We start from the raw sequence: 17,212 nt of genomic DNA, 5'->3' as shown, positions 1-17,212 counted from the left end.
TCCTAAATTCTAACGTTTTAACTCTTACCAACAGTAGTTGACAAAGAGCCGAAATATTTCGACTGCTTAGTTTAATTATTTTTTTGAATATAATTTCATAAAGTAATGTTTTAACATTGGGGGAGCAATCAATGTTGTCAGAATAACTGAAATAATCACTGTTGTGTAATATTCTTGAGAAAGTAGCCCTGCAGCTAATCCTGTTGTACCAATAATTAGTGCTACTTCACCTCGTGATACCATACCTGAACCAACAGAAAGTGAAGAGTGGTTATTAAACCCTGTCATCTTAGCCCCTAAGAATCCACCAAATAGTTTAGATAAAATAGCTACGATTGTACAAGCAACTAAGAATCCCATTTGGCTTAGTACCCCATCAAACGAAATACTTATGCCTACACTCACGTAGAAGAATGGTACAAATAAAGCATTTGCAATCGGATCAACCGTTTGCTCAACTTCATGTTGAAAAGAGGTTTGTGAAATAAATAAACCAGCTAAAAATGTTCCAATAATTCCTGCCATACCTAACATTTCACCAAAATAGGCAAAGCCAAATGCAACGATTAATGCTGCAGCTGTTACAGGTGCTGTTACTTTGAATCTTGAAAATAATTTCAAGAACTTAGGTACAATATAAATACCTACTACAAAAGCCACAACAAAGAAAAGAACTTTTTTCAGTAGTAACATCGGAACTGATGCGCTTGATGTATCTTCCCCCATAAATGACATGACAAAAGCTAAAAGTGTCACAACTAAAATATCATCTACCACAGCTGCTCCTAAGATGGTGGTTGCTTCACGAGTCTGCATCATTCCCATTTCTTTTAACACTTGCACGGTAATACTGACACTTGTTGCTGAGAAAAGGACACCTAAAAAGATTCCTTCATTGAACGAAAATCCAAATAATTCTCCCATTGCAAATGCACTTGCAAATGGTACGATAATCCCCAAGACCGCAACAGCAACTGATGGTTTCCAGTTTTTCTTTAGCTGTTCTGCATCTGTTTCAAGTCCTGCAAGAAACATCAGTAATAATACACCTATTTCCGAAAACTCTTGAAAAATAGCTGAGTCATTTACCCAACCTAAAACAGCTGGACCAATTACTATCCCAACAAGTAATTTCCCTAAAACAGCTGGTTGACCAAGCTTTACAGACAAGTGACCGGCTACTTTCGTTGAAAATAAAATTAATACAATTGTAAATAATAGTTCCATATGTCATCCCCTACTCTTTTTTCTACCTACAATAATAAATCTATCAAACTATTTCATCCCTTGTAAAGATTTATCGCATTTTTTAATGCCGATATCATAAAAAACCCCTTTTATAAAAAAACATCTTACTTTTTTCGCTCAATAGAGTTGTAATATTATAAAACAGAAATAGAACATATTAATTCTTATCCATAATAGTTGACTGATAGATAAAAAAATTGTGTTAATAGATTAATGTCTATTAACACGATTCTTTACATATTATCTGATGACTAGCTACGGTTTAATCATTAATAAAAAACTTAATAGAGAGGTATTTAATTTAAGATTCATAATCTAAAATAGTTTTTAAATGCCGACTAATAAGAGCATATGCTTGAATTTCTCCCCACACTTCTTCAGTCATAACGTACTTACGAGATAATAGTTTAGGTGATTTAACATTATCATCAAGTTTTTTGTAGAAGCGGTCAAATTTTTTCATCTTTGGATCAGCCCATTTTTTAAATTTATTATCTTTATCTGCTAGTTCCTCCCAGCGAGCTGATAATTCTTCAAGTTGTTCTGCAAAAGCCACATATTCTTTTTTACGAATTTTTTCTTTTCCCTCTTCATTCTCTGTTTCACTTAAAATAGTATCGACATCATCCATTACTGTTTCTTCATCATAACCTAGAACGTCGTCATCATAATCATAGTCTTCGTCATAATCATAGTCATAATCATAGTCTTCGTCATAATCATAGTCTTCGTCATAATCATAGTCTTCGTCATAATCATAGTCTTCGTCATAATCATAGTCTTCGTCATAATCATAGTCTTCGTCATCATTTTCAACAGTGACTTCTTCATCTGTATAATGATAAGCTTGATCTAGAGGATCTTCCAATTGAATTAAATCCAACGTATCAGATTTCTGTACGTCCAGATTATCATCATCCACCATTTCTACCCGTTCAAAAACAGGTTGTGTTGGTATTTCTATCTCAGGTAAAACATCATTTTCTAAAGATATAGAAGGAAATGTTCTATCTGCTATCGATGTTGTCGAGTAACTAGATTGTTTCAATTTAGCTAGTTCTTTTTCTAAGTCAAGCACTTTATTAGCTGCTGCTCTGTAATTATTTTCCAATCGACTATAATTGTCTTGCCATTTAGACTGAGTTGATTCTTGCGAGTCCATTAATTGATTCACTAAATTTTGTTGTTTTTCTAAACGTTGAGATAAACGTTGAATTTCTTCATTTTTTGAATAAGTTAAATCATCGAACTCTTTTTCTTTTTTAGAAAGTTGGTATTGATATTCTTGAACAGCTTGTTGGTGTTCAAATGTTAATCGTTTCATTTCTTGTTCTTTTTGATTTAACTTATCGTTCAAATGTTGAACCATTGTTTGTCTTTCAGATAATAATCGATCTAATTTATCTTGTTGTTCTTGTAATCGTTCTTTCTCAACAATAAATTGCTTTTGTTGCATTTGAGCTTCTCTAATAGCTATTTGACTTTCTTGCTCTAGCTGAGAGAGTTCAGACTCCTTTTCTTTTAATTTTTTCGTTGCATCTCGTAAAGATTCTTGGACTTGCTCCTCAAATTGTTGATTTTCAGTAATTACCATACGCAATTCTTCATTTTCAATCTGAGCTTGCTGATGTTTTTGTTTCCAAGCTTCCACACCTTGGTCTAATTCAACTGTTAGCTCACTAACTCTATTTTTCAACTCAAGTACTTCTGATTTTTTTAATTGTAATTGCTGTCTGAAATCAATTTCATTTTCCTGATAAGAAATAATCTTTTGTTTTAAAGCGTCATTTTCTTGACTGATATGAGAAATTTTCATTTCGTATTCACGTTGAGTCGTTTGTAAATCCATTTCAAATGATTTCGTTAATTGTGAATTTTCTGCAATTTTTTGCTCTAATTCATAGATTCGTTGTTGTTTATCCAATAAATCTTCACTATCTTGAACAGTTTGTTCTCTTATAAATAAGTTTTGGGCAACAGATTTGTCCTTAACTATATGAGTACTATTATTTATCCCATCATATCTATCATAATCCATTGCAACATTAGACGCTCCTAACTGATTAGCTGTTTGGTTTTTAAGAACACCAGATTGGTCATACGCCTCATTCATTGCAGTTTTAAACAATTTAGGTGAGTTCATTTTAATATTTCTAATTTGAGTATTTGAATAAAATCTACTTGCATCAAACGTTACCAATAATTCTACTTTTTCAAGCGTTGTATAGTTTATAAAAACACGTTCAATTGGATACAATGAAAATGTGTTTTCCCAACTAGATAAAAATAATTCTACTGCTTTACTAATAATTGATTGGGATAATTTCATTTTACGATTTGACCATTTTAATAATAATTGATTCTTCTTTGTTGCTATGTTCTGAACAGGCAATAAAATAACACTCTGTTCATCTGGCTTTTTTGTTTCATCTTGATACAGTTGAACATCTATATCAAACTCCTCTAAAGGCATAACTTCAAACTCCCTCCACTATTTAGCTTATCATATTAACGTGTACCATCATTTATCTCAATTAGATACTTGTATTAATAGTACCTTTTCTGATGTGAATTGTAAAGTTGTTTTATTATGATAGACTAATATTTCTGTATCTTTTGTCTTGTTTTGATAAATAAAAAGCATCCCTTTAAGAGGGAATGCTTTTTTACTCATAAACATCCATTTCATACAGTTGCTTAAATCGTTCATTTGTTTCTAACAAGTCTTTGGGTCCACCTGACATATCAATTTTTCCATCTTCAATGAACACGACTTCATCAGCATGATGAATCCCAACTAAATGGTGGGTAATCCAAATCACTGTTTTATCTTTTAACACATTAAATACCGTTTCAAGTAACTGCTTTTCTGTTAGTGGATCCAAACCAATAGTTGGTTCATCAATAATAACAATTGATACATCTTGTAATAAGATTCTAGCTAACGCGATACGTTGTTGTTCTCCACCTGAGAATCGTTTTCCGCCTTCTTCAACTAATGTGTCCATCCCCTGTGGCAAACGCTCCACAACTTGTTTTAGGCCTGCTGCTTCGATCGCTTTTAATACGTCTTCATCTGTCGCATCTAAGTTACCTAAACGCACATTATTTTTTAAACTTGTATTAAACAGGTATGGGTGTTGATTTAGAACGCCAAAATATTTAGCTTGTTGGCCTTCCATCTCTTTAATATCCACACCACCAACTAACACTTTACCTGATGTTGGAAGTAAATCTCCGCGAATAATCTGAGTTAATGTCGTTTTACCTGTCCCACTTTTTCCTAATAATGCGACAACATCCCCTTCTGGTATCGTTAGGTTAAAATGAGATAGTAACTCTCGTTTACCTTGAGAATATTTAAAACTAACATCTTCTAACTGGATTGTAGTCGATTCTAAAGTAATTGAGTTTTTCGCCACTCCAGCGTCAAATTTATCCGGATCTGGTAGTTTGGATAAACGCTGAACAGTATCTTCATAAATAGGTAACTCTTTAACTGAATCACTCACTGGCCCAAAGGCATCTAGTAATGGGAAAAATGACAACACAAATGCCGCAATCCAATTTAGTGCGCCGGGGTTTCCTTGACTAATAAAGTATGATCCTGACCAAATGAAGAGACAAATAGCTATCACACCAAAAATAAACTGCTTTATAATCCCTTCAAGTCTAGAGTAACGATTTAATTGATAATCTTCTTCTCTTACACTTGATTCAGCATCATTATATTGTGTTAAAAACTCTTCATAACGACCGCTGTATTGCCAGTCAGCAACTCCTAGAACAGCATCTGTTAAATCATTATATAGCACATGTTTTTTTGCTTTTTTACGGTACACTCTAGCATTATTAACTAAGATTGCTGCTAGTGGTAATACCACTAGAATTAAAGCAAATAAAATTAACATTAACCCAGCAAATGGTAGAGAGAAGTAACCTAATCCTATCACAATAAAGAGATATAAAATATAAGACGTACAGATTGGAAAAATCGTTCTTAAGTAAAGATTTTGGATATGGTTAATATCTTCTGATAATATCCCAAGTAAACTACCTGATTGATAATTTTCTTTTGTATCTGTTGCCTCTGTTTCTAATGAACGATACAACCTGACACGAATATCAGACGTCATTTTTAACACCCAGTTATGACTTCCTAAACGTTCGATATAACGAAATGTTGGTCTGGCAATACCAAATGCACGTGTTAATACAATTGGGACATACACCATTAGTATATTTTCAGGTTTTGCGGCCGAACGGCTAATCAAGTAGCCTGAGGTAAACATCAATGCTGCAGCTGAAAAAAACGTTAGAAATCCTAGAAATAAAACTAAGGCCAATAGCTTCTTATACTTCTTGAAAAAAGGTCTAACCCACTTATCTTGTTTTGTTAATAATAAGTGATCTTGTTTCATTTCTATAACCCTCCCTTCAATTGGTCAACAAAGTGTTGGTAGGCACCATTTTTAGCACGTAACTCATCATAAGTTCCTTGTTCCACAATTTTTCCATCTTCCATTACCAAGATATAATCCATCTCTCTCATCCAATGCAGACGATGCGTTGCAAAAAAGACAAGCTTATCTTCAAATAATGGTAACATGGTTTCTTTTAATTCATACTCTGTTTCCACATCTAGATGAGCTGTTGGTTCATCAAATAGTAAAACTTTTCGTTCTTTATCAAGCAATGCTCTGGTTACTGCAATTCGTTGGTATTGCCCTCCGCTTAGTAAGTGGCCTCCTTCACCAATCACAGTATCCCAACCTTCTGGTAATTCTTCAATGACATCTATCAAACCTGCTTGCTTAATGGCTTCAGTACATTCTTCAAAACTTGCTTCTGGATGATAGAATGTAATATTTTCTTTTAATGTGCCATGGAAAACATAAGGATCTTGAGGAATATAAAATAATTGATCTTGCCAAACTTTCTTTTGCAAATTACTCATAGCAGAATCATTAATATGAATGCTTGGCTCTGTTGCTTCTAAAAATCCGCCTAGTAGCTTAATCAACGTTGACTTACCAGAACCTGATAACCCCACAATTCCTATTTTCCCACTCCCTTGCCAATCAAATGAAATATCCGTTAAGGTTGTTGCCTCTTGTGAGCCATTGTATTTTAACGACATATTTTTTAATGATAATTTGTCTGAATCATTCCATGAACCTTTTAAGTCAATTGTTTCATCATTTGTTAATTCTTTTTGATCTAAAATTGAAAAAATAGATTTTAACGTGTTTCCACCATCTAATGTCGCATGGTAGTCATTTGAAAAGTCTCGTAAAGGCAAAAAGAAATCTGGTGCTAACACTAAGGTTGTTAAAGCTGGTAATAATAAAATTTCTCCATTCATTAACTTAAACCCTAAAAAGACCGCCACAATTGCCACTGATAAAGTTGTAAAAAAATCTAGTGCAAATGTTGAAAGTATCGCAATTTTTAACGTACTCATTGTTGCTTTTCGGTAATCTTCACTAATGTCGTAAACATTTTTTTCATATGTCTTACTTAACCCTAAAAAATAAAGCGTTTCGATCCCTCTTAGAGAGTCTAAAAAATGATTACTTAATAACTGAAACCCTTCATATTGTCTATCTGCTTTGGCTCTTGCAGCGTATCCCAAAATAATCATAAATAAAATGATAACGGGAAAAACGATTAATAATATGACTCCTGAACGCACATCTTGCGTAAATACAAACACTAAGATAATCCATGGTATGACCATCATATTGGTTAATTTCGGTAAAATTAACGTAATATAGTTTTCTACTTGGTCAATCCCTTCAATCGTCATAGTAACCATGTTACCAGTCCCTTCTTTTTGAACAAAGTTAGGACCTAAACGAAATATTTTCTGTAGCAATTGTTGTCGGACTTTTCTTGCTTCTTGATACGCGTACTTATCAAGAGATTTATCTCGTACATACAACACTAGCTGTCTACCAAAAAAACAAGAAAAAAACCAAATAAGCGACATCGTTTGCGCTGCGACAGCTTCTCCGTTCCACAACGCACTGATACCTTTTGATAAAAAATAAGCCTGTCCGATAATTAATAAGGCTTGTAGGATTCCTAATCCTACAAGCCCAATTAAGACTGACCTAATTTTATCAATACGAAATAAATTCTTATCAATCAATCAGGTACAACTCCTTTTATCTATCTATCTTGACACGTTTGGTAAATTGTTTATATGCCCAAGCAACGTAAAGTAAGACGATTGGTAATAAGACAACTGTAACAATTGTCATTACTTTCAATGTATACGGTGTACTTGATGCATTTTCAATCAATAAACTAAATTGTGAATCTTTGGCGATCATAACACGTGGGAATAACCCATTAAATAAGAATGCTACAATCCCAACGAAGACTAATCCAGTTGAAATAAAAGATAATCCTTCTTTGTCTTTATAAGTGCCATAAGCAGAAAGTGCTGCAAAAACAACAATTAAAACTAAAAGAATCAATGAAGATATAAAACGTTCAGTAAAGAAATCTGTTTTCAAATAAGCTAAGATAGCAAAAACAACTAATCCAGCAAATAATACTGGGTATAATTTTTTAGCAATAGCTAATGAACGTTCACGCACCGCTCCTTCTGTTTTTAATCGTAAGTAGTTTAATCCGTGTAAGAAACTAACTAAAGTCACTGCCACTCCACCAACGATAGAAAATAGGTTCACGTAATCAGTAAATGATGCATTCATTACGTTTTTAGATGCATCCATTGGTAGACCCATTACTAAGTCAACAAACATCATACCAAATAGAAATGGGACAATCACACTACCTAAAAACAATGCCCATTCCCAAGTATTACGTTCTTTCGCATTTTCAGAACTACTTCGGAACTTAAATGATACCCCGCGGATAATCAATCCTACTAAAATAAATAATAAAATTAAGTAGAATCCACTAAATAGTGACGCGTACCATTCCGGGAAAGAGGCAAACATTGCCCCACCAGCTGTAATTAACCATACTAAGTTACTTTCCCAAATAGGTCCAATTGTTTCAATGACTTGGTCACGTTCACGTTTATTACGTGCAACCAATTTAACTGACATCCCAACACCAAAGTCAAATCCTTCTAAGAAGAAGAATCCTGAAAATAAGACACCAATTAAAATAAACCATAAAAATTGTAAATTACTCATTTTACAGAACCCCCTTTGCAAATGGATCTATACCATCTTTTTTCGCTTCAGATGGATCCACATAGTAAGGCCCTTTTTTAACAGCACGTTTACAGAATACAAACATCACATAACCTAATACACTGAATAATAAGAAGTAAACAATGTTACTAATTAATAATGATGTTGCTGATACACCAGGAGACACACTATCTGCGATTGTAAATAGTCCATAAACAGTCCATGGTGAACGTCCTAATTCAGTTACTAACCAACCGAATGTGTTTGAAATGAATGGGAAACTAATGCCTGCTACAAATAGCCATAGTAACCATTTCATATTTTGAATCTTGTTTTTATGAAGCAAGAATAGTCCCACAATAGCCATTAATGCCATTAGTGTACCAAAACCTGCCATGAATCTGAATCCCCAGAAAAGAGTCTTAACTGGTAAATAGTAATCCATCTCTGAACCAAATTTGGCATCGTATTCATCATGTAGATTTTTATTTGCTTGGTCCATTCCGATGTACTTCTCTTCTCCACCTAAAAGTGTTAGTAAGTATGGCACAGAAATTTCCCATTTTGTTTCTTTATCTTTCGTATCGATTGATGCAATAATGTTCCATGGTGCAGGAGAAGTTGTATCTTCATAGATACCTTCCATTGCTGCAAATTTCATTGGTTGATCGTTTGCAACAGCGATCATTTGTTGGTGACCAGCACCAATTGTTAAAATTGAACCAACTAATCCTAAAATCAATCCAATGTTCATTGATTTTTTAAAGAATTCCATGTCTTTGTTTTTAAGCATTTTCCATGCTGATGAACCTGCAATCACAAATCCACCGGTTACAATTGCACCAAATAATACGTGAGGGTATTCTACCCATAATTGATGATTTTTTAGTAAACCAACAAAGCTTGTTAATTCTGCACGACCAGTTGCTTCGTTGATTGAATAAGAAACAGGATTTTGCATGAATGAGTTCGCTGCAAGAATCCAAAGGGCTGATAGTGCTGTACCGATTGAAACTAACCAAATAAATAATAAATGCAGTTTTTCGTTAAACTTGTCCCAACCAAACATCCATAAACCAATAAACGTTGATTCCATAAAGAATGCTAATAGTGCTTCAACTGCTAAAGGTGCTCCAAAAATATCCCCCATAAAACGAGAGTATTCAGACCAGTTCATTCCAAATTGAAACTCTTGGATAAGCCCTGTTACAACCCCTACGGCAAAACCAATTAAAAAGATGTTACCCCAGAATTTTGCCATATCTTTATAGATTTGTTCTTTTTTAACAACATACATTGTCTCCATTACCGCAACAGCGAATGCCATCCCGATAGACATTGGCACGAAAAAGAAATGGAAGACAGTTGTCATACCAAACTGGAACCGTGCCAAAAATTCGATATCCATAAATAATCCTCCTTATATAAATCTATTTAACAAACTCATTATACCCGATAGGTCAAGTAGTTTCAAAACTTTTTCAACTCGTTATCAAGTAATAATAAATTTAAACAACGTTTTTTACACACATTATCTCATTGTGACAAATTCTTCTGCTCCTGTTGGATGGATGGCAACAGTTTGATCAAAATCAGCTTTAGTTGCACCCATTCTTACAGCAACCGCAAATCCCTGTAGCATCTCGTCAACACCCAATCCAATACCGTGTAATCCAACAATTCGTTCTTCTTTTCCGACACACACAAGCTTCATCCAACATTTTTCGCGAACTTCAGTAATCGCAAACTGCATTGGTGTAAATCTAGACGTATATATTTTAACATCCTCACCATATTGTTCTCTAGCTTCTTTTTCTGTTAAACCAACTGTTCCAATCGCTGGATGTGAAAATACAACTGTTGGAACGGTATGATACTCTAAATATAAATTATCTTGATTGTTAAATAATCGTTCGGATAATCTTCGTCCTGCTGCAATTGCTACAGGTGTTAAATTAATTTTATCAATGACATCTCCAACAGCATAAATACCTTCTTGTGTGGTATTTTGATACTGGTCTACTTTTATTGCACCTTTATCCGTTAATTCAACATCTGTCACATCAAGGTTTAACTCATCCATATTTGGCACTCGACCAATTGCCCAGACAATTTCATCTACCTCGATTGATTTTCCATTTTCAAAGGACAAAACGTAACCAGAAGCTGTTTTTTCAACACTCTTTGGTACACTATTTGCATGTAAATTCATGCCACTTTTCTCATAACTTTCAGTCAACCCTTGAATTAATAAGTCATCGAATTCACGTAAAAAGGTGTCACGTCTAAATGCCAAATGAGTCGTTGCTCCTAAGCCATGTAATACGCCAGCGATTTCCACTGCAATATAACCAGCTCCAACTACCGCTACACGTTTTGGTAGTTCTGTTAACTCAAAAAAGCCATTTGAATCAATACCATATTCTGCACCGGGAATATTCGGACGAATAATTTTCCCACCTGTCGCAATTAAAATATGAGGAGCAGTAAATGTTTCTCCATTTACTTCGACCACACTTTTTTCTTTAAATTTAGCGTAACCCTTAATATGAGTCACTCCATTACTTTCTAGCCCCTTTAAATACAAACCATTCAATCGTTTGATATACGTTTGGCGATTTTCGACTAAACGAGCCATGTCAAATCCGTCAACTGTTACATCAAAACCATATTCATAGGCTTGATGGTGTAGCATGTCATTCATTTGAGATGCTGACCACATCACTTTTTTAGGAACACATCCAACATTGACACATGTTCCACCAAGCTCGTTTCCTTCTATTAATAACACTTTAGCCCCATGCATACCTGCTCTATTAGCAGAAGCTATTCCACCACTACCTCCACCAATCACTATATAATCAAATGTTTTCATCCATTTTCTCCCTTCTTACTTCTGTTTACGAATCATATCACCAGGTCTAACTGGTTGTGCGACTGGCATTTTGACAATCATCATAGCATTTGGTGCTTTTTCAATTGATTCACCGTCTTCATTCCACATCTCTTTTATATCTTGTTCAAAGTGAGTAAATCCAGGTCCGTAAAATTCAATATGATCTTCGATTCTGAAATGATTTCGTTGTCTGATAGTAGCAATTTTAGTTTCGTCATCATATTCTAACACTTCACCAATGAACTTATACACTGGGATTTTCCGACGTTTTCCAAATAATTGTTCCTCATCTGTTGGAATATGATAATAAAAACCAGTTGCTAATTCTCGTTGTGCCACTTTCCACAGTTCATCAATCCACTCTTGTTTACACACATAATTTTCCGGATCAGCCATGTAGCTATCAACTGCTTTTTTATAGACATTAGATACCGTTGATACATAATGAATCGACTTCATGCGTCCTTCAATTTTTAGACTATCGACACCGTTTTTTACTAAATCAGGAATGTGTTCGATCATTGACATATCCACCGCACTCATTGAAAACGGCTCACTCACTTCTCCAGTGTCTGTTAATGAACGTCTTTCTTCACCAAATGGCATATCAAACAAATCATATTTCCAACGACATGATTGTGAACACCCACCACGGTTAGCATCTCTGTGACTCATATGATTTGATAAGGTACAACGACCTGAATAGGAAATACACATCGCACCATGAATAAAGGCTTCAATTTCAATATCCGTATTCTCACGAATTTTCGCTACCTCGTCCATTGAGACCTCACGACCTAACACCACTCGTTCTAGTCCTTCATTTTTCCAAAACTCTAATGTTTCAAAATTTGTCGCAGAAGATTGTGTCGACAAATGAACCGGTAAACCTGGTGCTTCAGTAATGCATACTTCAATTAATGCTGGGTCAGAGACGATTACCGCACTAATGCCAATATCTCGCAATTTTCTAAAAAACTCACCAGCTCCTTTGGCATCTCCTTCATGCGTCACCATGTTAGCCGCCACATAAACTTTTGCTCCTCGCTCTTTAGCAAATGCGACACCTTCTTCCATTTCTTCATAAGAAAAGTTCCCAGCACGACTTCTTAGGCCATAAGCATTTCCACCAATATACACAGCATCTGCCCCGTAATGTATCGCAATTTTCAATTTTTCAAGTGTACCAGCTGGAGCCAGTACTTCTGGTCGTTTCAATGTATTTGTCATCTTTACTCTCTCCTATTTTATTTCCTCAGGATCTAAATAATAAAAGCCAGTATCCAAACTTCTTCCTTTTGGATGATGTTCCATAATCGTTTTTTGTAGCGATTTTGCCAAATCCTGTGTCCAAGTGTCTCCAATCAACGCTTTTTTAGCTGTAATAAAACTTGAAACAATACTCACAAAATCTTCCCCAGGAGTATACATACCATCTAATTTCCAATGTCTTAAACCAGCATCATATAATTCTTTTAATTCAAACATTAAGTCTACATCATTTGTGGCATAAATGTGTGTCCCATGCTTATCCTCGAAAATAGAATAATGCGTTTCTTCATCTTTAGGTTCAGATATAAACAACCCATCTTCTTTAGAAACATTGTCTTGTTGCTTCGTAAAATTAAAATAATTTGTAAGCAGTGGGCGTTTTGAGTGATGGATACACGTCGCACCATACACTAAAACTTCAGTAAAGACTTGCGAATCTTTGGCAATTTGTTGCAACTCCTCAAACGGAATTTCTCTAGCTAAAATTGCACCAGTTGCCCCACGTTTGGCCCAAAAGTTTACTTGCCTTGAACTAGTCACCATTGTTTCAGCATTATATACATAAGGTAGTTTATATCCATCTCGTTGTAAGACATAAATCACACCAGGATCGCCTACAATAATATCATCTACTCCAATTGATTCTAAAAAACCCAAATATTCAGGAATAAGCTCCATTTTATCTGGATGCATAATCGCACTCACCGCAACACGAGCTTTTTTTCCTTTACTATGAGCTAATTGAACCAATTCAGTCATTTCTTCTCTTGTGAAATAATGCGGTAAACGTAACCCAAATTCTTCTTCTCCAAAACAAATTACATCAATATCCAATTCGACCAGTTGACGTGCCTGTTCTAATGAGTCCACTGTCGTACTTATCTCTATCATTCTAGACACTCCTATCCTTTATAAACACTTTTTATCCTAACATATTGCATAGATAAACCGCAAACTTTCACAAGGTAAAAGCGCTAGTTATTTAACTAACTAACGCTTGTTTGTTACACTTTTTCTACCTTTTTTACTTTTGTATTAATTTTCCCTTTTGATGCACCAAGAGTCACTATATCTCCTGTTTGAAGTTCACCTGACAAGAGTAATTCACTTAGTCTATCTTCGACTTCTTTTTGCAAAGCACGACGAATTGGACGAGCTCCGTATTCCGGATCAAACCCTTCACTACTGATAACATCAATAGCTGCTGAAGTTAATTTTAATGTAATATCTTGTTCTTTTAATCTCTCAACAACATCTTTAGACATGATTTTCACGATATCATGTAATTGTTGTTTATTTAATGAGTGGAATACGACCACTTCATCTACACGATTTAAAAATTCCGGTCTAAATGATTTTTTCAATTCTTCTAATATACGAGATTTCATCGCTTTATAATCTTTGGTTTCATCTGCTACACCAAATCCAACAGTCTTTTCATCTCGTAAAGAAGTAGCGCCGATATTTGATGTCATGATAATAATTGTATTTTTAAAATCTACTTTACGACCTTTGGCATCAGTTAAATGCCCATCATCTAGTACTTGCAACAACACATTAAACACATCAGGATGGGCTTTTTCTACCTCATCAAGTAATACAACAGAATATGGTTTTTGACGAATTAGCTCAGTCAATTGTCCTCCTTCATCATAACCAACATATCCTGGAGGGGAGCCGACTAAACGACTTGTACTATGTTTTTCCATAAATTCAGACATATCCACTCGAATCAAGGCATCTACTGAACCAAACATCACTTCAGCAATTGTTTTAGCTAGTTCTGTTTTCCCAACACCTGTTGGCCCTAAAAACATAAATGACCCAATTGGACGATTAGGACTCTTCAATCCACTTCGCGCACGTCGAATAGCACGTGAAACAGATTCTACAGCCTCTTCTTGGCCGACAACACGTTCATGCATGACCTTTTCCAAATCAAGTAATCGTTCACTCTCTTTTTTTTCTAACTGTGTTAAAGGAATACCAGTCCATTGAGAAATGACAGATTCAATATCTTCTTCGGTCACTTTTTGTGTATAACCAGTTGATTCTTTTTCTTGTTTTTCAACTAATTTTGCTAATTTTTTTAAGGCTTTCTTTTCTATCTCTCGAATTTCAACCACTTCGGCAAAATTTTGTGAGATAATCGCTTCTTCTTTTTCCTTATAGATATCAGCTAATACCTGTTGTTGTTTCACTATTGGAGACGGTTTTTCCGCTTGATTCAAGCGTACTTTGGCAGCTGCCTCATCTATCAAATCAATAGCTTTATCAGGAAGCTGACGATCATTAATGTAACGAATAGATAATTTTGCAGCTGCCTCAATAGCTTCTTGTGTAATCGCTACTTGATGATGTTCTTCATATTGTGCTTTTAACCCTGATAAAATTTCAATTGTTTCTTCTTCATTTGGCTCATCCACTAAAACTTTAGCAAAACGTCTTTCTAATGCAGGATCTTTTTCAATATATTTTTGATATTCATCTAATGTTGTAGCCCCTATGGTTTGTAATTCACCACGAGCAAGAGCTGGTTTTAAAATATTAGACGCATCAATCGCACCTTCAGCTCCGCCAGCGCCAATCAACGTATGTAATTCATCAATAAACAAAATAACTTCGCCATCATAATAAATTTCATCCACTAATTTTTTCATTCGATCTTCAAATTCACCACGATATTTTGTTCCTGCAACTACTGCTCCCATATCAAGCATCATTACTCGTTTATTTCTCATATCTTTTGGAACATTTGCCGCAACAATGCGTTGTGCTAATCCTTCAGCAATTGCCGTTTTACCGACTCCAGGCTCGCCAACTAATACCGGGTTATTTTTTGTACGACGACTCAATATTTGGATTAGTCTTTCCACTTCGGTATCTCGACCAACTAACGGATCCAATCGTTTTTCTCTAGCACTTTGAGTTAAATCTCTAGCTAATGAATCTAGTGTTGGTGTTCCTTCATTTGTCGATGGTTTTCCCGTTTTACGAACTTTTCCGTTTTTATTGTTTTCCGTAATACCAATTCGTTTTAAAATATCTTTACGTAATTTAGGTAATTCTACTCCTAGATTCTTCAAAATTCTAGCAGATAACAATGTATCTTCTCTAATTAACGCTAGTAAAATATGTTCAGTTCCGATACTTGGTGCACCTAGTCGTTTTGCCTCCTCACCAGCAAAAGCTAACACATCCTTTGCTCTAGGTGAATATGGTAAAAGCTGACCTTTTTTGGTTTTATAGCTACCATATTGAACAACCTGCTCAATCTCTTCAAATATGATTTCTTCGTCTATGTTTAATTTTCTAATTGCTTTTCCGCCAACTCCTCTTGGCTCTTTAACTAATCCTAATAAGAAATCCTCTGTTCCCACAGCATCATGCTTAAAATATCTAGCACTTTCTTGTGCCAATTCAAGTACATCATTTGCACGTTTCGTAAATAATTCGCTCATCTAAGTTCCTCTCTTTCTTTATATGTGAGACGCTCTATAATAGCAATCATCATATTAGATCTTAACAGTCTTTCTTCAGAAGAACGGCTAATTCCATTTAATTTAAAGGCTGCTTGCAATAAATGCTTTTCATGTAACGTAATAATATCATTATCATGTAGTTCATTTAAAATAGCAAATGCCTCACTCTCTGTCAAACCATTACTAATCATTTCAGGTATTTCTTCACACAATTTAGTTTTATATTGAATTAACTTTACCTTAACAATTCGAATATAGCCACCACCGCCACGCTTACTTTCTACCCTGTATCCTTTTGGAATCGTGAATCTCGTATTTATCACATAATTAATTTGCGAAGGGACGCAATTAAACTGATTAGCAAGTTCCGCTCGTTTAATTTCTATAATATCTTCATTGGCCAACAATTCTTTTAGATGCTCTTCTATAATATCTGACATGTTTTTATTCTCCATTAGATTACCCCCTCTTACTACTCAATTGACTTATATTGACCTTTATTATACTAAAAATTTATCAATATTTATAATAATACGATTTATATAAATTCTCTCATTAGTCAATTGTAAAATTAAGCTAGACAACTAAAAAAATCATTTATGATACACTCTAATTGTCTTTCCAACTAAAGAAAACAAGGAGTTTAATCACAAATGCCCTATATACATCTGACTACAGACGAGCTAGTTTTGATAGAATCTTATTACCATCAAAATAAAAAAGGAACATACATTCCTCAATAGTCGAAACGAGAAAAACAGACTATTTATAATGTTTACAAAGCTTTTGACGAGGGGCTATCTGCACTAGATTACTATAAAAGATACAAAAACAATAAAAAGAATTGTGGCAGACGTCCTATTTCTTTATCTAATAATGAAACAGAATACATTAAAAAGAAGATTGTTCAAGGATGGACTCTAGATGTCATTATTGGTCGTGCTGAGTTTCCTGTTTCATGTTCTATCAGTACTATTTAAACAAGGTCTGTTTTAGTTGACCGTATTACCTATGAAAGGTAAAAGGAAAGCGAATAGTTATCAAACAAGTATTTAAAAGAACCATCCAACAACGTAATAAGGACTATGCAAATCTTAGAACTTTTAACTGAAAAAATATCTATGACGTTAATCGCTAAA

Annotated in this window: 11 protein-coding genes; all 11 read right to left on the bottom strand. The window is 34.6% G+C overall.

The window, feature by feature from the left end; all coding sequences use genetic code 11:
- Positions 1–75: 75 nt before the first annotated feature.
- Complete coding sequence (locus DW196_RS10535) at positions 76–1,227, bottom strand: cation:proton antiporter (protein WP_118251229.1); 1,152 nt, start codon at positions 1,225–1,227, stop codon at positions 76–78.
- A 322-nt stretch (positions 1,228–1,549) separates the two neighbouring features.
- On the bottom strand, positions 1,550–3,721 hold the full coding sequence (locus tag DW196_RS10530) for a hypothetical protein (protein WP_118251228.1): 2,172 nt from the start codon (positions 3,719–3,721) through the stop codon (positions 1,550–1,552).
- Positions 3,722–3,914: 193 nt separating this feature from the next.
- Positions 3,915–5,669, bottom strand: coding sequence for a thiol reductant ABC exporter subunit CydC (gene cydC, locus DW196_RS10525; RefSeq protein WP_118251227.1), 1,755 nt, complete (start codon positions 5,667–5,669; stop codon positions 3,915–3,917).
- Positions 5,670–5,671: 2 nt separating this feature from the next.
- Positions 5,672–7,402, bottom strand: coding sequence for a thiol reductant ABC exporter subunit CydD (gene cydD, locus DW196_RS10520; protein WP_118251226.1), 1,731 nt, complete (start codon positions 7,400–7,402; stop codon positions 5,672–5,674).
- A 16-nt stretch (positions 7,403–7,418) separates the two neighbouring features.
- Positions 7,419–8,423 (bottom strand): cytochrome d ubiquinol oxidase subunit II, encoded by a 1,005-nt coding sequence (cydB, locus tag DW196_RS10515; protein WP_118251225.1) that lies wholly within the window; start codon positions 8,421–8,423, stop codon positions 7,419–7,421.
- A gap of 1 nt (position 8,424) precedes the next feature.
- A complete protein-coding gene (locus tag DW196_RS10510) occupies positions 8,425–9,831 on the bottom strand; it encodes a cytochrome ubiquinol oxidase subunit I (protein ID WP_071456018.1) in 1,407 nt (468 codons plus the stop codon).
- Between the two features lie 123 nt (positions 9,832–9,954).
- Complete coding sequence (gene gor / locus DW196_RS10505) at positions 9,955–11,298, bottom strand: glutathione-disulfide reductase (RefSeq protein WP_118251224.1); 1,344 nt, start codon at positions 11,296–11,298, stop codon at positions 9,955–9,957.
- A gap of 15 nt (positions 11,299–11,313) precedes the next feature.
- On the bottom strand, positions 11,314–12,549 hold the full coding sequence (locus tag DW196_RS10500; RefSeq protein ID WP_118251223.1) for a U32 family peptidase: 1,236 nt from the start codon (positions 12,547–12,549) through the stop codon (positions 11,314–11,316).
- Between the two features lie 12 nt (positions 12,550–12,561).
- Positions 12,562–13,482 carry a peptidase U32 family protein gene (locus tag DW196_RS10495; protein ID WP_118251222.1) on the bottom strand — a complete coding sequence of 307 codons (921 nt, stop codon included), beginning with the start codon at positions 13,480–13,482 and terminating at the stop codon, positions 12,562–12,564.
- Positions 13,483–13,595: 113 nt separating this feature from the next.
- The gene (locus DW196_RS10490; protein WP_118251221.1) at positions 13,596–16,052 is read right to left on the bottom strand and encodes an ATP-dependent Clp protease ATP-binding subunit; all 2,457 of its coding nucleotides are present in this window, start codon (positions 16,050–16,052) and stop codon (positions 13,596–13,598) included.
- Positions 16,049–16,528, bottom strand: coding sequence for a CtsR family transcriptional regulator (locus tag DW196_RS10485; protein ID WP_118251220.1), 480 nt, complete (start codon positions 16,526–16,528; stop codon positions 16,049–16,051). Before DW196_RS10485 ends, DW196_RS10490 begins: the two co-directional genes overlap by 4 nt.
- Positions 16,529–17,212: the final 684 nt, after the last annotated feature.

Source organism: Vagococcus sp. AM17-17 (assembly GCF_003471765.1).
In the GTDB taxonomy this organism is placed as follows: Bacteria; Bacillota; Bacilli; order Lactobacillales; family Vagococcaceae; genus Vagococcus; species Vagococcus teuberi.
This window is presented reverse-complemented; position numbering and strand designations above follow the sequence as displayed.